Origin of the sequence: Marinobacter sp. Hex_13 (genome assembly GCF_001566815.1) — a bacterium.
Taxonomy (GTDB): Bacteria; Pseudomonadota; Gammaproteobacteria; order Pseudomonadales; family Oleiphilaceae; genus Marinobacter; species Marinobacter salarius.
On the sequence record NZ_LSMM01000069.1, the window covers coordinates 1 to 21,172 of the forward strand.

Genomic DNA, 21,172 nt, shown 5'->3' on the forward strand with positions numbered 1-21,172 from the left:
AGCCGCACCGCACGTTCTTTAACTTCAGGGGAAAACTTGTTGGATTTGTTCATGGCTCCATTCTCTCAGATGCTGGAGCCTCCTCAAAACCCGGGGCGGTTCACTCAGCAGCAGAGTCCTGTCGCGAGCAAAGCTGAATGACAGCCTGTTGTTTTTGGCTCGCAGACCACGGTGAAGTACCTGTGGTCTTGCCAGTCACAGACTTTCTTGCCCCAGGGTGTAGTTCGTCAATCCATGAAATCAGTGTGGCAGTGCACGGGTAGCCTAGCGATCTTCTCGTGTGGGCGAGACAACACTGGCCGTACTTGAAATAGTGATCTACTGCTAGCCGCTTCTGAGACAGTGAATATTTGGGCTTCCTGCTGGGCCTTGCAGGTAAGTCTCCTCTTTCGACAAAGGTACGGTACCACCGGCGTAAGTTCTTCTTTGATGGGTAACCCAACTGTCGGACGACGGTTGCAGCGCTTTTGCCGCAATCGATATAGAGCTCCACAGCTCGAATACGGTCTTCATACGAATACATAGACTACCTCCAATGTAGTCCAAGATAACGTCCGCACCTCCTTTACGGACTTTTAACACCGGTGCTGACACTGAACCAAGGCGTATAACTGTTACTCGGTCAGGCGCAGTTGCTCACCGCGCCAGGTTTCGCCCCAGTGGAGTTTGCCCCGGTTCAGCCGGTGGGCACACATCTAGTACCAAGACCATCGTGGACCAGCACTTTAATCCGGTTGCCTCGTTTGTTGGCGAACAGGTAGGCGCAGTGGGGCCTGCCTTAACCAAACACCTGGATGACTCGCGCCAGAGCCATGTCCGGCCCCACGATTCACTGGAAGATCTGACGCCATGGGAATATCTGGCGAAACACCAACGGGCGGAAAACTCTAATCAGCGGTGCAACTAAAACAGGGATGTTTACAATCAACGGGTTTTTCAAATAGTAGCTTGCCGCTCCATCGCCCGGATTCGACGTGTTGTGCAACCTGATAGAAAATCACCTCAATCAATTTTCTGACAGCGATTGAAGCGGGGCGGTTGCCTGGAGTAGCTATCGCCAGCGAACGGTAGAGTTCGGGCTTAACGATAGGGACGGCAACAATCTCCCCGCGTTCCACCATTTCACTGACAGTGGCAGAGGATAAAATGGTATAACCGAGCTGTTGCTTTATCATCTCGCTTAGAAGCGGCCACGCACTGACCTCAAAGGCCAGGTCGATTTTTTTGTGCCTTTGCATCGCTTCCTTTTCCATTCGCGCTCTCAAGCCATGTTTTTCTTCGGGTAGGATCAGCGGTAGATTGAGAACTTCGTCAAGATTCACCGTATTCCGTTTCGAGATTTCGGTGTCCGGCGGAGCAATCAAGAAAAAACGCTCGTCAATCAGTGGGGTATGGCGCAAGTTCTTATGCTTGCTTTGATCATAAGTGATCACCAAATCCAGCTTTTGCTGAGAAACCATTTGCTGCAGCGTGCCGCTCATGGCTGATCTCACTGCGAGATTTACACGTGGATAAAGTGTGCGGAACTGTTTGACGATCATCGTTGCCAATTCGTTGGAGATCGTTGGAAGCAATCCCAGCTTCACCTGACCGGTTACGGTCCCAGAGACTGCCGCCACATCTGCTTGAAGCTGTTCTGTATCCTTAAGCAGGCCTTTGGCGCGTTCATAAAGAACTTCTCCCGCGGTCGTCAGCAAAACACCCCGCCCATGGCGAACAAACAGCTCAGCATCCAGGGCTTCTTCAAGCAATCTAATTTGGCGGCTTAAGGCCGGTTGTGCAATGAATAGCGCCTCCGAGGCACGACTGAAACTACCTCTCTTGGCAATGGTAAGAAAGCTGTTCAGTTGGCGAAGATCAATCTTGAGGTTGGAAGCCATACAGTCTTGACCATTTATTGTTAGATGCCGTATCCCGCTGATTGCGGTCCGTCCTTTAAGCTATACCAACGGTTACTAGGAAATATAGAAAAAAACGATACTGGTTACGTTTCAAACAAGGTCATTAAAAAGGATAATGGAAACATTGGTTTATGCGTTATCTGTTCTGGTTTGGTCTTTGTCGCGGCGTTTGGCTTTTTTGATCTTTGTCATTTTTATTCAATTAGCGGACAAATTGCTTCAAGACGCTATCAAGTAGCCCTTGCATCATTTGCAGTATTGTGACGACGAAAGGTCAGGGTTGTAGCAATCGTTCGAATCAGCCCGCGCGGATTCTTTGAGGGTCGCGCTACCCCTTTCAGACGTACTCGCCATCGACGTGAAGAGTAGCTCAACCAAGCAAAGCAGGAATGTGAGTGCTTTGGTCTACTGGAGCACGTTGTTGCTGGCGCGAGACAAGCGCTTGTCGGGCGGGAGGAGAACCAAAAACAAGACGGAGAAGCAATATGTACCCCAATCTCAAGATGTACATCGGCGGTCAGTTCGTGGACGGACATGGTGAATCCAGCCAGTCGGTCATGAATCCCTCCAATAATGAGGTTCTGGCCACGCTACCTTATGCAAGTGAGAGTGACCTGGACCGGGCGCTGGAATCGTCGGAACAAGCCTTTCGTTTGTGGAAGAAGGAACCCGCCGTGGAGCGTTCTCGGATTTTACGGAAGGTGGCCGAGCTTATTCGAGAAAGAGCAGAGAACACGGGGCGGGTACTCACGCTGGAACAAGGGAAGCCGGTTCGCGAAGCCATTGGCGAGGTCTTGTCCTGTGCTGAGCATGCTGAATGGCACGCGGAGGAATGCCGCAGAATATATGGTCGTGTCATTCCTTCACGAAAATCGAATGTACAACAAACTGCACTCAAGGAACCGATAGGAGTGTGCGTTGCTTTTTCGCCGTGGAATTTCCCTTTCAGTCAGGCTTTCCGCAAAGTTGTCGCTGCCATTGGCGCTGGCTGTACGGTTATTCTTAAAGGGTCAAGTGACACCCCTGCCTCCGTAATGTTGATGGCACAAATATTCCATGATGCAGGTTTGCCAAAGGGCGTTTTTAACGTCGTATCTGGTGACTCTGGCATGATTTCCGAGTACTTGATCAGGTCGCCGATTGTTCAGAAGATCAGCTTTACCGGCTCTACGCCGGTCGGTCGGAAGCTGGCGTCACTTGCCGGAGCTAATATGAAACGTTGCACCATGGAGCTTGGCGGTCATGCGCCGGTCATTGTTTGTGACGACGCAGATATCGACAAAGCCGTTAAAGACCTGGTCGGATTCAAGTTTCGGAACGCGGGGCAGATTTGTATCTGTCCGACGAGGTTCTTTGTTCAGCGGAATATCTACAACGATTTTGTCTCCAGGTTTTCGGAAGAGGTAAAGACAATCAAAGTAGGATGTGGGTCCGATGACTCCACAACGATGGGGCCTCTGGCCCAATCTCGTCGGGTCGCGGAGATGCAGAAGTTCGTTGACGACGCTTGTCAGAAGGGCGGTGTGTTGGTGACGGGCGGTGAGACGCCGTCTGGCGCGGGAAACTTTTATCCACCAACGGTTCTCAAAGATGTTCCTGATGATGCGATGTTCATGAATGATGAACCTTTTGGCCCAATTGCAGGTTTTGTGCCGTTCGACAGCATCACCGAAGTGCTGGAACGAGCTAACCAGTTGTCCTTCGGGTTGGCTGCCTATGCGTACACCTCATCTGTTAGCAATGCCCATCGTATTACCAATGGCCTGGAAGCCGGTATGGTCTCTGTGAACCACATAGGGCTGGCGTTGGCGGAAACTCCCTTTGGGGGCGTCAAGGAAAGCGGCTATGGTAGGGAAGGTGGCAGTGAGACCTTTGATAGTTATCTGGCTACCAAGTTTGTGACTCAGATGAGCTGATGTCGGTTGAGAGCCAAGAGTAAGAGTTTGCTTTGAGTTAAATGGTTATAAACTTAATTTTATCTTCGGGTCTTTCGATCAAAAATAAAAAGGAGACCGTTCATGGCCAGTAGCTTGTTAGCACCAAATGACATTCTAAATGTTATACCTGGGCAGGTAATCTGTGAGGGTACTGTAGAAAATACGCTAAAAAATCGGCTTTCGATGAGAAACTATCGGTTCGATAAAACTGAAGTTTATATCCCTGAAATGCGGGATTACATGCTGGTCAGGTGGGAGTCTCCGCCTGAAAATCTTGGTTTCTTCCATTCGGGTAAGTGGGCAGATCAGGATGCTCGTACCGATAGCGTGACAATTCTGGCGCGTGGAGAGCCATCTCGATGGTTCTGGACAAATGATATTCAGGTCTCACACGTTTATGTCTCCGAGTCTGCGATAAAAAAAGTCGCTAATGATCTCTTTGAGAAAGATGTTGACAGTTTGAATATCGATCATAGAGCTGTTTCTCAGGATGCCACACTGGCTGAGTTGATGAAGTCATACGAACGGGAGTGCCTGGGTGAAAGTCTCGGTGGTCAACTGTATGCAGATACCATTGAGACTCAGATATGTATCCATATGATTAGGGAGTATTCTCAATGCAAGCTTCGTGAAATTCAGATTGATCGAAGTATGCCTGTTTCAAAACAAAAAACGATTGAAGAATATATTGCTGAAAACCTTGATCAATGTATAAGTATCGATGATTTAGCGGAAATCTCAGGATTTAGCAATTCGTACTTTATTCGTCTGTTCAGAAATGCGTTTGGTATGCCTCCACACGCCTATATTCTTCAGCGTAGGCTAGAAATGGCGAAGGCGATGCTTGAGTCGCCGATGGATATACCAATCAAGGTTATTGCAATGGAGTGTGGTTTTTCCGATCAGAGCCATCTAACGCGTCTGTTCAAGAACAAATTTTCTACAACGCCTAACAGGTATAGGAATAAGACGAAACTAACCAAATTTTGTTGAACTGCTGATCAAGATATTTGCCTTAGATGCCCGACCCTCTGCTTGCAGAGTGAGTCGGGCATTGTTTTGATGCCTGGCTGATTTTTCCGGCACAACCCAACTCCCATACGGTCTTCCCCGATCCTGTAGTTGCAAGGGGTTTTCAACCAGAATTGCGATGCAGCAATTTCGGTGTCTATGCTAGTTATAATCTTTGCTCGAAATCTAAAAAAATGTTTTGGTCCCATTTAATAAAATTTATTTTTTATGTTCTGGTTCAAAAAATTAATAAATACATTCAATATTCCAAAGGTCTATATCAGGATCATTTGATTTGGTTTTATAAAAAATCAACAAAGGAAAAGCCAGATGATCCAGAAAAAAATAAACAAGAGTATTGCTGATAAATTTGAGAAACAAACGAATCGTAACCATTTTAAGGTGGTGAAATCAAAACTGTCGTGTGCAATTCTATTGGCGACAGCATCCCTCCCAGCATTTTCTGAAAGCATCACAGTGGGCGACACTAACCTTACGCTGTATGGTTACGCAAAGCTTGACCTCATCTATGATTTCGATTCGCCTCTTGGTATTTCGATTCTCCACCAGAATATCAGGCTTGACGATACAAGTGGCCCCGATGGTCATTTTGACGCGCACGCCCTAGAGTCCAGGATCGGCATTTCAACCGTTACTCCTACCGAACTGGGAAATATCGAGACCCGGGTTGAAGGCGATTTTTATGGGCCCGGCGGGACCTTTCGACTCCGGCAGGGGTACGGTACATGGAATGGCATTCTTGCAGGTCAAACCGAAACGAACTTTTCGACGTTTCTTGGTTACACTCCGAGCATTGATTTCACCGGTCAGGTCGGACAAACAAATCTGGACCGTCAGGCGCAGATTCGTTACTCAACAGGGGGGCTCTCTATAGCTTTAGAGGAAGCTGACAAGCAAGGAGGCCTAGCCTATGAAACGGAAGAGACCGTCGAAATCAAGAGTACCCTTCCAGATCTGACTCTCAGATATGACGATGCTCTGGGCGGTCTGAACTATTCCTTAGGGGCCGTGTTGCGGCAGTTGACTGTTTATGATGCCGCTGCTGACCGGGAAGAAGACGAATTCGGTTATGGTGTCACCTTCTCGGGAAAAATGCCCGTTTCATCAAGGGTGAGCCTGCAAGGTGCAGTAGTCTACGGAGAGGGTGTTGGTGGTTACCTGTGGTTAAACCCGGCTGCGCCGGCCTACTATGACCCTGTTGCTGGCGAACTCGAAGCTATTGAAGCCGTTGGCGGTACTCTTGGGATATCCGTGGCTGTTGGTCCTGGTTTAGCAAACCTGGCCTATGGTGTGTCGGAAGCTGATCTGGATGACATAAGAAATGTCGACGTTAGCAATGAGGGCGAACAAAATACGAGCCTTTATTTGAACTACCTGTGGTCGCCCATCGAGAGTGTCGATTACGGGATTGAAGTGAGCCACCATACTCGAGAATTGGTTGGGGGGCGTGAAGGGAAGGCGACACGTCTTCAGGCGATGGCCAAATACACTTTCTGAACATTGACTTAAGCGTTGTTGTGCCTTTGGTTGCCCCGACTCTCAGTCGGGGCCTTTTTCTGTATGGATCAGTGTCGTTTTTTATGTCCCATAAGGAGCAGGATCAGGTTTCGAATAAATTTAATTCCAGTAAAGTTCAGCCAATTGATCTGCTGCCTCGATAATTCCGACAAGTCCGTTCCATTTTTCTATCAGTTCGGACATCTTGTCTGCAAGCTTCTTGGTTCTCGCCCCATCAATGTTATATTCGTCTGCGTAGAATTCCGGGGAAAATTTTAGATCTTCTTTGATAAAATCTCTTGATTTTTCGAGGAAATTGCCTTCTGCCATCCAGGATGTTGATGCCTTTCTTTTCTGCTTTAATCATGTCGCTATCAGCTTGTTGCTGATAGAGGAAGCTAACATAGGCAGCCATAATCCGTCCGGCCTTCAGCGGACCCTCATTTTCTCTGGTGTTGAAACGATTCCACGGGTCACGATTAAGAGTTGTTGCTCGACCTGCGGCATATAGACCGCCTGGAACGTCGGTAGTTATGTTTTTGACAACATCATGGAGATTGAAGTTGGCCAGTTCTGCGGGTGAGAGGAAGGTGCAATCCACAAAACCTTGCTCGAGTACTTCATAAACTTCATGTATCGGGATTGCTACCGATAATCTCCCGAAATTCTTCGCCCAGCGAGCCCAGGAAGCCCCAGATATTCGCAAGCGCTTGCCGTTTAGTTCTTCAACCGTATTTACTATAGCATTACAGAACATTACGTAAGAGGGTATAGATACAATCGGGGTATAGACTTGGTTGCTTGACGCGAATTCACTCTGATATTCCGGGCAGCTGATCATTATATATTTAAGAATGGCCTGGGAATAAGGGTAGCCCTCTTTACCGGACACTTTACTCTGCAGTAATTGACGTGTTGGACCGGTATTTATTCAGGGCTACTCTGAGGGCTTAGAGGGTCATCACAAATACGGTTGTACTGATCAACAGGTAGATCTACTCGTTCAGGCGGTTTTGAGTTTTGCGAGAGAAATTTGTGGTCAGTATTTCCACGGCAATCGACGAGTTGATCCGCTCGGCGTACGGCAGTGGCAGGAAGATCGCGATGATGATGTATAAGTAAGCAACTATGGTGATTATTCCGGGCGGGGGGTGTTGAATAGAAATCGGGCCAGAATATCAAGGCTGATATGTATCATCATCGGCGCTATGGCGAGCCCGTCGAGAGTTATAACTTTCTTATTGATCTCGTTTATTAATACTTTGAAGTTCTCCTGCAACTTGCGACCAATTCTTGCACTACTTACTTTTGTGCTCATTACTATGATCGGCCCCTATTTGAAGATTGAGATACGGTCGAAGGGGGCCTGCTTCGGGTTGAAGCAGGCCATGATGGAAGTGCAATCAGTTCGCGGTATATCCTCCATCCACAATGATTTCTGCACCATGAACGAAGGATGATTCGTCGGATGCGAGAAACAGCACCGCTTTTGATACCTCGTCGGGTGTGCTGGGCCGGTTCATGAGCGTGGGGCCAAGAAGCGTTTTACGGGTTTCTTCATCCGTGTGCAGCAAGTCCTTAGTCATGGGCGTATCGATCACCCCGGGGTGCACGGAATTCACGCGGACATTAAAGTCTGCGAGGTCCACGGCGCAGGACTTAGTCATCAGACGTACAGCACCCTTTGATGCGATGTACGCGCCAGCGCTTGGCGCGCCGATGATGCCATAAATGGATGAAATATTTATAATTGAGCCGCCACCACTCTCCTGCATGAGAGGCACGGCTTCCCGGATGCCGAGAAAAGTTCCACGTACGTTTATATCGAACGTGCGATCCCATTCTTCGTTACTAGTCTCATGGACTGGTTTGAGAATGAGTGTTCCTGCGTTGTTGACCAAGATGTCCAGCCTGTCAGCCTTTTCTTTGATCGATGTGACCGCAGCCTTCCAGTCAGCTTCATTGGACACGTCCAGTCGCAAAAACTCAGCATCTCCTCCCTGGCTGCGAATTGCTTCCACGACCTGTTTGCCGTTTTCCACATCAATGTCACAGACGAATACTTTTGCCCCCTCAGCAGCCAGTAGTTCCGAGTGAGATTTCCCCATCCCCATGGCACCACCGGTAACCAATGCAACCTTTCCAGTTACTCGTTTCATCATTGTTTCCTTGAGTCTGCTCCGATGACAGAAGGGGGCAATTTTTTAACTGCCCCGTTCCGTAGTGGACATGCGTTGCTCAGTTGTCGAATTCGAGCGTCGAATAGTTGTCATCAACGACGGCCTGAAGCTCTTGCCGGTAGGCGCCAAGCCCGGCCATGTAGAAACGGACGGTATTTTTCTTGCCCGGTATATTTGCGCCGAAGATCCATGACTGGGCTTTGGGAAAAAGCGTCATATCGGCAATCGATTGGCAGGTTTCTACCCAGGCTTCCTGTGCCTCGGGCTTCGGTTCGATGGTCTTATGGCCGTTGCGTTCGGTCACTGCAATCGCATCGGAAATCCACTCAACCTGGGTCTCAATGCTTGGAGGAAGGTTGGTGAAGGGACCGTTCGGGCCCAGAATCATGAAGAAGTTCGGGAAATCCGCTTCCATTACCCCCAAATAGCCCAGGGGGCCGTCTTTCCATTTATCCTGAATGGTGACGTCATTGCGGCCCTGGAGGTCGATCCGCGTATAGTTTCCTTCAACGGCATCGAAGCCTGTTGCAAAGATGATCGCATCCAGCTCAATCTCCTTGCCGCTTTCAAGAAGAATGCCGTTTTCCGTGAACTTTGAAATCGGATCGGCTTTAACATCTTCCAAGGATACGTTATCGCGGTTATATACCTCGTAGTAGTGATTGCCACACAGAGGACGTTTGGCGTAGAGATCGCTGGGCATCAGTTTCTTGGCGGTCTCGGGATCCTTAACGATCTGAGCAATTTTACGCTTGATAAAGTTTGCTGCAGCGTCGTTAGCCTCCTGGTCTGTTGCGATATCCGAAAATGTTTCGAACATGAACCGGAAGCCACCGCCTTTGTTCCAGATTTCCTCGAAGACGCGTTCACGTTCTTCTTCTGAGACTGATGTGGCAGGCACTGTGCTCTCTTCAAAGCCGAAGGCAACAGCAGACGATTTCACCTGATCCCAGATAGCGTCATAGTTGTCTTTGTATTCCTGAATTTTCTCCTCACTTTCGGGCCAGTTTCCAATCGGTACCACGTACTGTGGAGAGCGTTGAAATACGGTCAAGTGTTCTGCCGTTTCGGCCATCGCAATGATAACCTGGACCCCGGTAGAACCTGTGCCGACAACGCCAACTCGCTGTCCGGAGAGATCCATTCCTTCAGGCCATGCACCGGTGTGGATGATCTCGCCTTTGAACGTGTCCATTCCATCGAAAGGCGGTTTATTGGTTGCTGACAGAAGGCCCAGGCCGGTTACCAGATATTTTGCGGTAACCATCTGATCTTTGTCTGTCCAGACTCGCCAGAGTTGGGTAGATTCGTCGAAATGGGCAGCGGTTACCTTGGTGTGGAACTGGTAGCTGCGCCGAAGGTCGTAACGGTCAGCCACATCGTTCAGATAGTCCAGAACTTCGGGCTGCGTCAGATAGCGGTTCTTCCACCGGGCGTTTTCCAATCCCTCCTTGTCGAAGGAGAATCGATAGCAGAAGCTCTCGGTATCTGATAACGCGCCAGGGTAGCGATTCCAGTACCAGGTACCACCAACGTCGCTGGCGTTGTCATAGGCTTGAACTCTCAGCCCTTGTTCATCCCGCAGTTTGTGAACGGCATAGAGCCCTCCGAATCCTGCGCCGACTACAACGGCGTCAAAATCAGGAGTCTCGGTTCTTGTATTTGTGGTTTTCTCGTTCATGTGAGCTTCCTCTTCGAACACAATTGATCTCCGGAGCAAGAAGCGCCCCGTTTCTTCGTTTGTTTTTAATTCAGGAATGCCCGCGCCGGCAATTGCCGGCGCGGGTGACGAAGTATCAGAGGTTCTGATACCAGTCGGCGATACGATCCAGTTCCTCGTTTGCTTCCGGTGCGCGGCCCGAGAGGGCGGGAAATACGTGCTGCATGCCAGGCACCACAGAAAGCACAGTTTTTACACCCCGCTCTTTGGCCTTGGCGTGAAGGGTCTCTGAATCGCTAAGCAGCGTTTCGGCGCCTCCAGCGGTGATATAAAGCGGCGGGAAACCGTCGAAATCGTTTTCCAGCGGATTGGCTAATGGATCGAGTGGATCGGTTTTGTCGCCGAGAAACATGCCCGCCATGCCTTCCAGGATTGGCTTTCCAACGAGTGCATCGGTTGAAGCATTGGATTCCAGAGTGGCGCCCCGCAGCGCCATGTCGAGCCACGGAGAATAGGCGATCACTGCCCCTGGCAGGGGAAGCCCCAGATCACGGAACTTGAGCACGCTGGCAATGGCCAGATTGCCTCCGGCGCTATCGCCTGCGGTGATCAGGTTGTCTGCCTTGTAGCCTTGATCCAGCAACGCTTTGTAAGCGGATACAGCGTCCTCAATCTGGGCAGGAAACGGATGTTCCGGTGCTCGGCGGTAGTGGAGAATTACGGCCTGAACCTTAAGCGCCTTGGCAAGGTGGCCGGCCATTTTACGGTGGCTGTCTGCGGACCCCACAGCGAAGCCGCCACCATGTGTGTAAATGATGGCGCGTGAGCTATCCGCACCGTCTGGCAATGCCCAGATGGCTTCAACGCCGCCAACATGGTCGCTCTTATAGCGAACGTTTTCCGGTTCCAGAGCAGGCTGGCCCCATTCATCAAACATGCTGCGCAGGTTTTCAATGGAAAGATCAGGATTGGCAGTCATGCGATTGGTCCAATCCTGATAAAGGTCGCGCAAGACATTGGATTCTTTGCTAATTGTCATTGTTCTTCCTCTTGGTTTTTTGCTGATGAATACAACGTCTTTCAGCTCCTTACATAAAAGATTGCGACTTACGGATTACGCTGGTGCTGAAGACTTTCAACTGCAGATTAAGTTCCGGCCAAATCTGAGTATTGAAGATTCCTGTTCAGATATTGGAGCATCCTGCTTTTTTCAGAATGACCCGGTTGTTGTTTTATTTCGAAGATGTCTTGATGTTGATTAACAGGTTTCGCTTCAAAGGTTTGTACAAAAGAAAAATAAGTCTATTCAATCCAGAAAGGCAAAATAACGGGATAATCAAACAGAATTTCTATTAGTTGAATAAGTAGGAAACCGATAATCCAGATAGACGTACCGAGTACGGGCAAGTTTCATAATAAGTGCTATTCGAACCGGTACCTATCTGAACCATGGGAGTAATAACAATGTCGAATCAGATTGAGACTGACGGAGCATACATCCGTTATGAGTTTTCTGAGTTCGCGGGAAACTTGGAACCTGTAAAGTATGAGATGCCCGTTCCGCAAGGAAATGAGGTTTTGCTGAAAGTCGATTACTGCGGCGTTTGCCATAGTGATGTTCATGTGCATGACGGCTATTACGGCCTTGGCAATGGCAAAAAGCTGAATCTCGGAGACCGTGGAATCAGGCTGCCGGTAACACTTGGCCACGAAGTTGTGGGAACCATTGTGGCCGTGGGCGAGGATGCCATCGATGCATCGGTCGGCGAGCAGAGGTTAATCTATCCATGGATTGGGTGTGGCGAATGTTCTGTTTGTCAGCGGGGCGAAGAAAATCTGTGCGGTAAGCCTGCTTCACTCGGCATTTTTAAACCCGGTGGTTACTCGGAATACATCACTGTTCCCCATCCGCGTTACCTAGTGGATCTTGGCGATCTCAACCCTGCAAATGCATCTCTGTTGGCCTGTTCCGGCCTGACAACCTTTTCGGCGATCAAGAAAATTCAGCCGTTGCACCAAGAAGAGTATGTGATTGTTATTGGCTGCGGTGGGCTTGGCCAATTGGCAATCAGAACGCTGAGATCCGACGGAATCAGTAACATTGTTGGCGTGGATGTTTCCGAGGATAAAAGAGAGATTGCCAGGAAGGCCGGTGCAAAAGTCGTCCTCGATCCCCGTAGCTTAGATGCGACTGACACGTTGACTCGGGAGGCAGACGGGAATTGCATGGCTGTTCTGGACTTTGTGGGCAACGAACAAACTGTTGAGTTTGGCCTCAAGGTTCTTAAGAAGGGAGGGAAGCTGGTCGTTATCGGTTTACATGGCGGCGAACTGCGCTATCCGATTCCTTTCCTGGTCACGAAGGCAGTTACCATAATCGGCTCCTACACAGGAACACTGGCTGAAATGAAGGAGTTGGTAACGTTTGCGAATCAACATGATCTTCTAGACATTCCCGTAGAAATTCGGGCGCTTGAGAGGGCTGAATCTGCCGTGGAAGACCTGTCCAACGGAAAGGTTTCCGGACGAATAATTCTCAAGAACTAATTGAGCCTAGACTTGCTACTTGAGGTCAACGCTAACCGTTGACCAAGTTTTAAATTAAGGCGTGAATCTTCAGTATGTCTCTACCTTTGCCTCGGTTGGGTTTTACCGAGGCTTTTTTATGAAACTTTAAAATAGTCACAAGATAAATAGCCATTATACCGGTTGGTGGTTAATTTTTTTGGACAAAGATAAAGGTATCAGTAGAAGTTATAGAAGATATGTTGATCATATAATAGATATTTCGTTTATAAATTATTAATTTAATTCACAACTTAATAAGTTTTGGAGAACGGGATGCCACTTGATAACGAGACTTTGAACCAATTTATTGACAGCGTCCGGCGATATGTCCGGGGTCGCTTGGTTCCGTTGGAAATGCAGGTCGCGGAAGAGGATCAAATACCCGAAGGGGTGATCGAGGAAATGAAAGAGATGGGGCTCTTCGGGTTATCAATCCCGGAAGAGTTCGGTGGCCTTGGGCTGACCATGAGTGAAGAAGTGGCCATCATTCAGGAGATGGGGTACACGTCACCGGTGTTTAGGTCGATGTTTGGTACCAACGTAGGCATTGGCTCCCAAGGCATTATCATCGACGGCACCCCCGAACAGAAAGCAAAGTACCTTCCGAAACTTGCCTCCGGCGAACTGATTGGTTCATTTGCACTGACAGAAGCGGACGCCGGTTCCGATGCGGGTTCGGTCGTGACGACGGCAAAGCGAGACGGCGATGAATACGTCATCAATGGCAGCAAACGTTATATAACTAACGCGCCTCGGGCGGGTGTTTTCACGGTGATGGCCAGAACTGGAAGCCGGGAGGAAGGCAGTCGGGGTGTATCCGCTTTTCTGGTGGACGCGGATTTACCGGGCATCTCGTTGGGGCAGCGCGATAAAAAAATGGGCCAGAAAGGTTCTCATACCTGCGACGTGATCTTCGAAGATGTTCGAGTGCCGGTATCTGCCATGATCGGAGGTAAGGAAGGGCAGGGCTTTAAAACAGCGATGAAGGTTCTGGACAGGGGGCGGTTGCACATAAGTGCACTGAGCGTTGGTACAGCCAAAAGGCTGATAGACGAGAGCCTCGCCTACTCGACCCAAAGAAAACAATTCGGCACTGAAGTCGCCAACTTTCAGCTGGTCCAGGCAATGTTGGCTGACAGTCAGACCGAGTACTACGCCGGCAAATGCATGGTGGAGGAAACCGCGCGAGCCTATGATTCCGGTGCCGCGGTGTCCATGAATGCTTCCAGCTGCAAGCTCTACTGCACCGAAATGGTAGGCCGTGTCGCGGATCGCGCAGTGCAGATCCATGGTGGCGCCGGTTATATCAGTGAATATTGTGTCGAGCGATTCTACCGGGATGTGCGTCTGTTCCGGCTTTACGAAGGCACTTCCCAAATCCAACAGTTGGTCATTGCCAAGCAAATGATTCGCAACACTGGAAGCTCACTCTAATCCAGGAGTCTGGTATGTCTGGTCCATTATCAGGAATTCGAGTACTTGATTTGTCCCGCGTTATGGCCGGCCCTTGGTGTACCCAGATCATGGCTGATTTGGGGGCTGAAGTCATCAAGGTCGAGCGCCCCGAACAGGGAGATGATACCCGTCATTGGGGCCCTCCCTGGCTTAGGGACAAGGCCGGTAATCCTACCAAGCAGTCGGCTTATTACCTCTCCGCCAATCGTGGCAAGTACTCTGTGACCATCGATATTGGTAAGCCAGAGGGCCAGGCGCTGATCCGTGAATTAGCCGCAAGTTGCGATGTTCTGGTAGAGAACTTCAAAACCGGTGGGCTGGAGAAAAAGGGGTTAGGTTATGGGGACCTCTCAGCACTGAACCCCGGCATTGTTTACTGTTCGATCACAGGGTTTGGCCACACCGGCCCCATGGCCCATAACGCAGGCTACGATTACCTGATTCAGGCTCAGTCAGGGCTAATGAGTATCACCGGTGTGGCGGATGGAAAACCCGGGGCGGGGCCGCAGCGCGTGGGTATGGCGGTGGCTGATTTGACCACCGGGATGAATGCAGCGATCGCCGTTCTTGCCGCTATTCATCACCGCAACAAAACAGGTGAGGGGCAGCATATTGATATGGCCCTACTGGACGTCCAGGTAAGTTGGCTGGCGAACCAGGCTCTGAATTACTTTTGTAGCGGCAGTGTCCCCGGACGAACGGGTGAATATCATCCTAATCTTGCACCCTACCAGCCGTTTCCCACCAAAGACGGCCAGGTAATCATTGCCGTTGGTAATGATGCCCAGTTCCATCGTCTTTGTGGCGTCATGGGATGCGAAGAACTGCCGAGGGATCCACGGTTTGCAACAAATCCGGAGCGGGTTGTTCATCGACAGGAGCTTGTCGGAAAGCTGTGTGAGTACACCCGCTTGAGGACTAGTCGGGAGTGGATGGATTGCCTCGGTAAAGTACAAGTGCCGTGCGGTCCCATTCAGAATATTGCAGAAGTTTTTGAAGATCCGCAGGTCAAGGCTCGGAACATGAAGCTGGAATTGGAACATCCGCTTCTTGGTAAGGTTCCGGGAGTTGCGAATCCGATCAAGTTTTCCAAAACCCCGCAGCGTTACGAAAAGGCACCGCCGTCACTTGGGGAGGATACGGTCGCAATTCTTGAGAGAGCTCTCGGCAAATCAGCAGAAGAAATCCGGAATCTTCAGGCCCGTGGAGTCGTCTGACTCCCGCCCGTTAACCTCAATCCCACCTGAGTTAACTGTTCAGATTTCGGCTCCACCTTTCAATAGAGGAACGTCCCACATATGTTGGTCTCTTATCAACAACTTGATGATCTCGGTGTTATCCGCATCGATAATCCCCCTGTAAATGCATTGTCCCAGGGTGTGCGCGAGGGCATTTGCGACGCGGTAAAGTTGGCGCAGGGTGACGGCACGAAAGCAATTGTTGTCGTGTGCGAGGGGCGTACATTTATCGCAGGTGCGGATATCAATGAATTTGGCAAACCGATGCAGGAGCCGACGCTGCCTCAGGTGAACGCGGCTCTTGAATCTTTAACCAAGCCTGTTATCGCCGCTATACATGGAACCGCATTGGGGGGCGGGTTTGAGCTGGCTTTGAGCTGTCACTACCGGTGTGCATTAACATCAGCTTCCGTCGGTCTCCCGGAAGTTACCTTGGGGCTACTGCCCGGCGCGGGTGGAACCCAGCGTTTACCTCGCCTGATAGGGGTAAAAGCTGCTCTGGATATGATGACAACCGGTAAAAAAATCAATGCGACGGAAGCTCTGGATCTTGGTGTTCTTGATCGGGTTTTTGACGGCGATCTTACTCGTTGTGCCATGGAATATGCCCGAGAACTCATCACTGAAGGGGCGCGCCCGAGGCAGATCCGCGATCTCTCCATCCCGAATGACAGCTTCGATAAAGACTCCTTCGAGAGTTATCGAGGCCAACTGAATAAGCGCAAGAGAGGCCAGGAAGCACCACAGAAAATAGTGAGTTGTGTTGAGGCGGCGATGGGAATGCCGTTTAAAGAAGGGCTGGCTTTCGAACGTTCCCGCTTCATGGAATGTGTCAAATCTGAGCAGTCGGCTGCGTTAAGGCATATTTTCTTTGCGGAACGACAGGCACCAAGGGTACCCGGAATCGATAAGTCTGTTACTCCCCGTGTCGTTCAGAGGATCGGTATTATTGGTGCTGGCACCATGGGTGGCGGCATTGCCATGTCATTTGCCAATGCAGGCATCCCTGTAACTTTGTTGGACTCCAGTGAGGAAGGGCTGGAAAAGGGAATTGCGCTGATTGGTAAGAACTACGGCGTGAGCGTGAGCAAGGGAAAGCTTTCGGAACACCAAGCCATGGAGCGAGAAGCCCTCATTACCGGCGCTGTTGATTACGGGAAATTGGCCGATGTCGACCTCGTAATTGAAGCGGTCTTCGAGAGTATGGATGTAAAAAGGCAGGTTTTCAGTCGTCTGGATGAGGTGTGCAAGCAAGGGGCCATTCTTGCAACGAATACTTCTTACCTTGATGTAAACGAAATTGCTGCTTCGACTTCCCGGCCACAGGATGTTGTTGGCCTGCATTTCTTTAGTCCCGCCAATGTTATGCGTTTGCTGGAGGTCGTCAAAGCAGAGAGTACTTCCGATGAGGTTGTCGCGACCGCTATGGCTCTGGGCAAACGTATAGGAAAGGTGCCGGTGCTGGCTGGTGTGTGTTATGGCTTTATCGGCAACCGGATGCTCAGACAGTATGCGAGGGAGGCCCAGTTGTGCATGATCGAAGGCGCGGAGCCTGCCCAAATCGATAGCGTGCTTATGAACTTTGGTATGGCGATGGGGCCACTGTCGGTAGGTGATCTGGCTGGGTTGGACATTGGGTATAAGGCCCGTCAGGCATTGACCGAAAAGCAGAAGGGGGACCCGCGGAGCTACTGTATCGCCGATGCCTTGGTTGAGCTTGGTCGACTTGGACAGAAGGCTGGGGCGGGATATTACAAGTATGATCCGGAAACGCGAGCGCGCTCAACCGATCCGGTTGTTCTGGATGTGATTAGAGAGCAAGCCAGGAAGTACGGCGTACAGCGACGGGCGCTGTCGGATGAGGAGATTTTGAACCGGCACCTACTGGCATTGATAAACGAAGGGTTCCGCATACTTGATGAGGGAATTGCCCAGCGGGCCGGTGACATTGATGTGGTTTATGTTCATGGCTATGGATTTCCCGCTTACCGTGGCGGTCCGATGTTCTATGCGGGACAGCGTGGATTGGTCAATGTTCTAAAGGAAATTGAAAGGCTGTATGAGGATACCGGAGAACCCTATTGGGCCCCAGCGACTCTTCTCAAGAAACTGGTTGCCGAGGACCTGACCTTGAACGATTGGATTGGCGTTAACGGTTAATCTGGCATTCAGCTCTCAAAACTTAAACAAAGAGTATTATCATGACAAATGTATTCATCTGCCATCCCCGCCGCTCGGCCATCGGCCGCTTCGGCGGCACCCTTGCCAGCATGCGCCCTGATGACCTCGCAGCCCACATCTTCAAGGCCGTGCTCGCGCAGTCTCCGGAACTGGACCCCGCTGCTATCGACGAGGTCATGATGGGCTCCGCCAACCAGGCCGGTGAAGACAACCGCAACGTGGCAAGGATGTCTGCCCTGCTGGCTGGTTTGCCCACCTCCGTACCCGGTACCACCCTAAACCGGCTGTGCGGCTCCGGTATGGACGCGGTGGGCACCGCTTTCCGCGCCATTCGTGCTGGAGAAATGGATCTCGTACTGGCCGGCGGAGTGGAGTCCATGTCCCGCGCCCCCTTCGTGATGGGCAAGGCCGACAGCGCGTTCTCAAGAAGCCAGAAAATTGAAGACACCACCATCGGCTGGCGTTTCGTGAACCCGTTGATGAAGCAGCAGTACGGCATCGACTCCATGCCAGAAACAGCCGAGAACGTCGCGGAACAATTCAGCATTTCCAGGGAAGATCAGGATCTGTTCGCCTTCCGTTCCCAGCAGAAGACGGCCCGAGCACAGCAAGAGGGCGTGTTTGCCGAGGAAATCGTGCCGGTGTCCATCCCCCGCCGCAAACAGGACCCAGTGGTATTCGACACCGACGAGCATCCCCGCGAAAGTACGCTGGAGAAACTTGCTGCCCTGCCCACGCCCTTCCGTGAGAATGGCAGCGTGACCGCCGGTAACGCCTCCGGCGTCAACGATGGCGCCGCCGCCATGCTGGTTGCCAGTGAAACCGCGGTAAAACAGCAGGGCCTCAAGCCCATGGCAAAAATCCTCGGTATGGCTACTGCCGGCGTAGAGCCCCGCATCATGGGTATCGGCCCGGTACCGGCGGTTCAGAAGCTGCTAGAGAGGCAGAACATCAGCATCGCCGACATTGACGTCATCGAGCTGAACGAAGCCTTTGCCGCCCAGGGCCTGGCGGTCCTGCGTGAGCTCGGCATTGCTGATGACGATCCCCGGGTGAACCCGAACGGCGGCGCCATTGCGCTTGGCCACCCGCTGGGCATGTCTGGCGCCCGCCTGCTGATGACCGCCGCCCACCAACTGCAGCGCACCGGTGGCCGTTACGCCCTGTGCACCATGTGTGTGGGTGTGGGCCAAGGTATAGCCACTCTCATCGAACGAGTTTGAGATGATATTCCCTTGGAATCCTTATAATTTGGGGCCTCGGTGTACTGGACACGCCTAGCCTATGATTGACCACTGAGGAAGCGGTCAATCACAGGGAGCCAAGCAAATTGGTTATAAGGATGGAGAGCCTGGCCAATACTACCGAATAACCATTTAATAGGGCGGCGAACAGGGAAGCAAAGCCATACTGCTTTTTCTTCCCTCCGGTATCGCTCGGGCGTCGGTCAATGCTGACATTGTCCAAAATCCAAATGTTCGCTTTGCGACCTTTGCGTTCATTGTATAAGTCTCTACTCAAAGCCTCGATTATTTTCTGGGAGATTACACTGGGCCTTCAAATCCACTACGTCATCAAACCCCGTTTCGTAACCCTCAACCAGGACCGGCGTCTCCGGTGGCAGGCTTTTCAGCCGTTTGATCAGTTCTTCCGCAGTCATGTCTCGTCTCCCGTCTTGTCAAAGGTCGAGAACGATCGGTGGGTTGGTGGGCGCATATCGTGCGGTGCAGGTGCTGGCATTGATTAACGTCGCCGTGCCGTGACGGTGCTCGCCGTAGCCTTCGTGAATATGCCCAAAGACGTGTGCTGTAAGGTTAAGCTGGCTGAGCCGATGTAAGAGATCAACACACCCCACGTTCTGGCATTTGAAGCTGAGATTCACTTGGTCCCCGATACCCTTCGGTGGCCCATGGGTTATCAGTACATCAGTGTTGTCGGGGATTTGCTGCCACTTGTTATACAGTGACTGGCCGCGATCCAGCATAAATGCCCAGTCCATGAAGGTGGGTGTCCAGGGTGAGCCCCAAAATCGAACACCTTCAATGATGACGCCGCTGTCCTCAAGATAGATCGCATTCGTCAGCGCTTCGACAGCAAGCTCGGGTGTCTCCTGAAACGCCCAATCATGGTTACCGGCAATGACAATTTTGTGCCTGTGGGGCAAAGTGCCGAGCCAATCGTTCAGGTCTTCCACGTTATCTAGGGTGCCAGCCCCAAGGCAATCTCCGGCATGAATCAGGACATCGCCATCCGGCACCTGTGGTATCCGGCGGTGTAGACTGTGGGTGTCAGAAACACATACAAGCCTCATCGGTCTTCCTATTTCGCGTGTAATGTGGGTGGCATGCTTTGTCTGCAAGCAATGGTAACCTTGCTCTGGAACGCGCAGTCGGATCCGTCTTCAGCGAACAATCTGATAGGCTGGTCGCGCTAAAACGCAGCCGTCATTGGCCATCCTTATCGAGACATGCCCATGTCACACACTATGTTCCTCGGAATAGCCCAAAGTATAACCGGGAGCGCCCCCTAGTCACGTTCATCGATGTTGAGGAGTCTGGGTTGGACATGCAACAAAGCTACCCGATTGAGATTGCCTGGGTGGACTCCTTGGGTAGCGCGGATAGCTTCCTGATTCGACCATCCCCCGCGTGGACATACTGGGAGCCGAAGGCAGAAACCATTCATGGGATTTCCCGAGAGCCCCTCATACGAGCTGGTTTATCGGTGGAGCAAGCTGCCGAGCGGTTGAGTGATGCCCTGGGGCTGGAAAACGGTGTGCAGCGACGCGCCTGATTTTGATGCTCAATGGATTGATACCTTGTTTCGCGCTGCGAGAATGGAACACGACTTCAAGGTCGTGGACCTTCGTGTGCTCTATACTGAGATCGGCCCCGACGCCACAGAACGGTTTCGTCATCGGGCCGCTTTAACGGTGCCTGCGCACCGGGCTGAGGCTGATGCACGGCGGTACGCACTGGCTTACGGCAAAGTGCAGAACTCCGATCCGGCTATGTGACTTAACTTACGATGATGTGTCCAAGAAAGGTGATCAGTGGAGGCCAGACTGGCGCTGACCGGGCAGCCCTCGATGCGGGCTTGGCAACGGGACTGGCCATTGGCGGGTGCTGCCCGAGGGGGCGCATGGCTGAAGATGGACCCATCGATGACCGTTACCCGCTGGAAGAGATTACCGGTGGGTACCGCCAGCGCACCAAACGCAACGTGCTGAATGCCGACGGTACGGTAATTTTCTATCACAGCGCCCCAGAAGGTGGTACTGAAGCCACGCTGGCTTTCTGTATCAGAGAGAAGAAACCTTATAAGCTTATTGACACCGAGAGTGTGGCGGCGAGCACTGCAGCGGGTATGATCCGAGAGTTCGTTCAGCGCAATGCCATCACATCGCTAAACGTGGCTGGCCCCCGTGAGAGCCGCTGTTCTGGGATGTATGGGTTCGTCTTAGAGGCACTTTGTCTGTCGTTGTCTGGGGGCGGCCTCAGTTGAAGGATTTCTCAGATTGCCC

General features: G+C 51.2%; 18 protein-coding genes. 11 read left to right on the forward strand and 7 right to left on the reverse strand.

Features of this window, described 5'->3' with window-relative positions; translation table 11 throughout:
- Positions 1-887 precede the first annotated feature (887 nt).
- Positions 888-1,880, reverse strand: coding sequence for a LysR family transcriptional regulator (locus tag AXW11_RS16800; RefSeq protein ID WP_075195746.1), 993 nt, complete (start codon positions 1,878-1,880; stop codon positions 888-890).
- Between the two features lie 506 nt (positions 1,881-2,386).
- On the opposite strand from AXW11_RS16800, the gene AXW11_RS16805 reads away from it, so the two are divergent.
- From AXW11_RS16805 to AXW11_RS16815, 3 genes are all read left to right on the forward strand, one after another.
- On the forward strand, positions 2,387-3,817 hold the full coding sequence (locus AXW11_RS16805) for an NAD-dependent succinate-semialdehyde dehydrogenase (protein WP_069183787.1): 1,431 nt from the start codon (positions 2,387-2,389) through the stop codon (positions 3,815-3,817).
- A 102-nt stretch (positions 3,818-3,919) separates the two neighbouring features.
- The gene (locus tag AXW11_RS16810; RefSeq protein ID WP_075195747.1) at positions 3,920-4,831 is read left to right on the forward strand and encodes a helix-turn-helix domain-containing protein; all 912 of its coding nucleotides are present in this window, start codon (positions 3,920-3,922) and stop codon (positions 4,829-4,831) included.
- Positions 4,832-5,179: 348 nt separating this feature from the next.
- Entirely contained in the window at positions 5,180-6,367 is a 1,188-nt protein-coding gene (locus tag AXW11_RS16815) for a DcaP family trimeric outer membrane transporter (protein ID WP_069183789.1), read from the forward strand.
- Between the two features lie 241 nt (positions 6,368-6,608).
- On the opposite strand, the gene AXW11_RS16820 is transcribed toward AXW11_RS16815, so the two are convergent.
- The 4 genes from AXW11_RS16820 to AXW11_RS16835 form a co-directional block, all read right to left on the reverse strand.
- Positions 6,609-7,259 carry a type 2 periplasmic-binding domain-containing protein gene (locus tag AXW11_RS16820; RefSeq protein ID WP_075195748.1) on the reverse strand — a complete coding sequence of 217 codons (651 nt, stop codon included), beginning with the start codon at positions 7,257-7,259 and terminating at the stop codon, positions 6,609-6,611.
- 511 nt (positions 7,260-7,770) lie between these two features.
- On the reverse strand, positions 7,771-8,526 hold the full coding sequence (locus AXW11_RS16825; RefSeq protein ID WP_069183791.1) for a glucose 1-dehydrogenase: 756 nt from the start codon (positions 8,524-8,526) through the stop codon (positions 7,771-7,773).
- Positions 8,527-8,605: 79 nt separating this feature from the next.
- Positions 8,606-10,228, reverse strand: a complete 1,623-nt coding sequence (locus AXW11_RS16830) for a flavin-containing monooxygenase (RefSeq protein WP_075195766.1) — start codon at positions 10,226-10,228, stop codon at positions 8,606-8,608.
- A gap of 115 nt (positions 10,229-10,343) precedes the next feature.
- Positions 10,344-11,246: an alpha/beta hydrolase gene (locus AXW11_RS16835; protein WP_069183792.1), complete on the reverse strand. Its 903-nt coding sequence runs from the start codon at positions 11,244-11,246 to the stop codon at positions 10,344-10,346.
- 425 nt (positions 11,247-11,671) lie between these two features.
- On the opposite strand from AXW11_RS16835, the gene AXW11_RS16840 reads away from it, so the two are divergent.
- From AXW11_RS16840 to pcaF, 5 genes are all read left to right on the forward strand, one after another.
- Entirely contained in the window at positions 11,672-12,754 is a 1,083-nt protein-coding gene (locus AXW11_RS16840; protein WP_075195750.1) for an alcohol dehydrogenase, read from the forward strand.
- Positions 12,755-13,048: 294 nt separating this feature from the next.
- The gene (locus AXW11_RS16845) at positions 13,049-14,209 is read left to right on the forward strand and encodes an acyl-CoA dehydrogenase family protein (protein ID WP_069183794.1); all 1,161 of its coding nucleotides are present in this window, start codon (positions 13,049-13,051) and stop codon (positions 14,207-14,209) included.
- Positions 14,210-14,223: 14 nt separating this feature from the next.
- Positions 14,224-15,447: a CaiB/BaiF CoA transferase family protein gene (locus tag AXW11_RS16850; protein WP_075195751.1), complete on the forward strand. Its 1,224-nt coding sequence runs from the start codon at positions 14,224-14,226 to the stop codon at positions 15,445-15,447.
- 81 nt (positions 15,448-15,528) lie between these two features.
- Positions 15,529-17,628, forward strand: coding sequence for a 3-hydroxyacyl-CoA dehydrogenase NAD-binding domain-containing protein (locus AXW11_RS16855; protein ID WP_069183796.1), 2,100 nt, complete (start codon positions 15,529-15,531; stop codon positions 17,626-17,628).
- Positions 17,629-17,669: 41 nt separating this feature from the next.
- Complete coding sequence (gene pcaF, locus AXW11_RS16860) at positions 17,670-18,872, forward strand: 3-oxoadipyl-CoA thiolase (protein ID WP_075195752.1); 1,203 nt, start codon at positions 17,670-17,672, stop codon at positions 18,870-18,872.
- A gap of 290 nt (positions 18,873-19,162) precedes the next feature.
- Here pcaF and AXW11_RS16865 read toward each other — a convergent pair whose 3' ends face one another.
- Positions 19,163-19,309, reverse strand: a complete 147-nt coding sequence (locus AXW11_RS16865; protein ID WP_172514340.1) for a hypothetical protein — start codon at positions 19,307-19,309, stop codon at positions 19,163-19,165.
- 18 nt (positions 19,310-19,327) lie between these two features.
- The gene (locus AXW11_RS16870; protein ID WP_075195753.1) at positions 19,328-19,960 is read right to left on the reverse strand and encodes a metallophosphatase domain-containing protein; all 633 of its coding nucleotides are present in this window, start codon (positions 19,958-19,960) and stop codon (positions 19,328-19,330) included.
- Between the two features lie 254 nt (positions 19,961-20,214).
- On the opposite strand from AXW11_RS16870, the gene AXW11_RS16875 reads away from it, so the two are divergent.
- From AXW11_RS16875 to AXW11_RS16885, 3 genes are read left to right on the forward strand one after another with little or no spacing between them, the layout of a single operon-like run.
- The gene (locus tag AXW11_RS16875) at positions 20,215-20,442 is read left to right on the forward strand and encodes a hypothetical protein (RefSeq protein WP_075195754.1); all 228 of its coding nucleotides are present in this window, start codon (positions 20,215-20,217) and stop codon (positions 20,440-20,442) included.
- Positions 20,402-20,665: a hypothetical protein gene (locus tag AXW11_RS16880; protein ID WP_143743837.1), complete on the forward strand. Its 264-nt coding sequence runs from the start codon at positions 20,402-20,404 to the stop codon at positions 20,663-20,665. The genes AXW11_RS16875 and AXW11_RS16880 overlap by 41 nt, the downstream gene beginning before the upstream one ends.
- Positions 20,666-20,679: 14 nt before the next feature.
- Positions 20,680-21,153, forward strand: coding sequence for a putative molybdenum carrier protein (locus tag AXW11_RS16885; RefSeq protein ID WP_197746154.1), 474 nt, complete (start codon positions 20,680-20,682; stop codon positions 21,151-21,153).
- Positions 21,154-21,172: the final 19 nt, after the last annotated feature.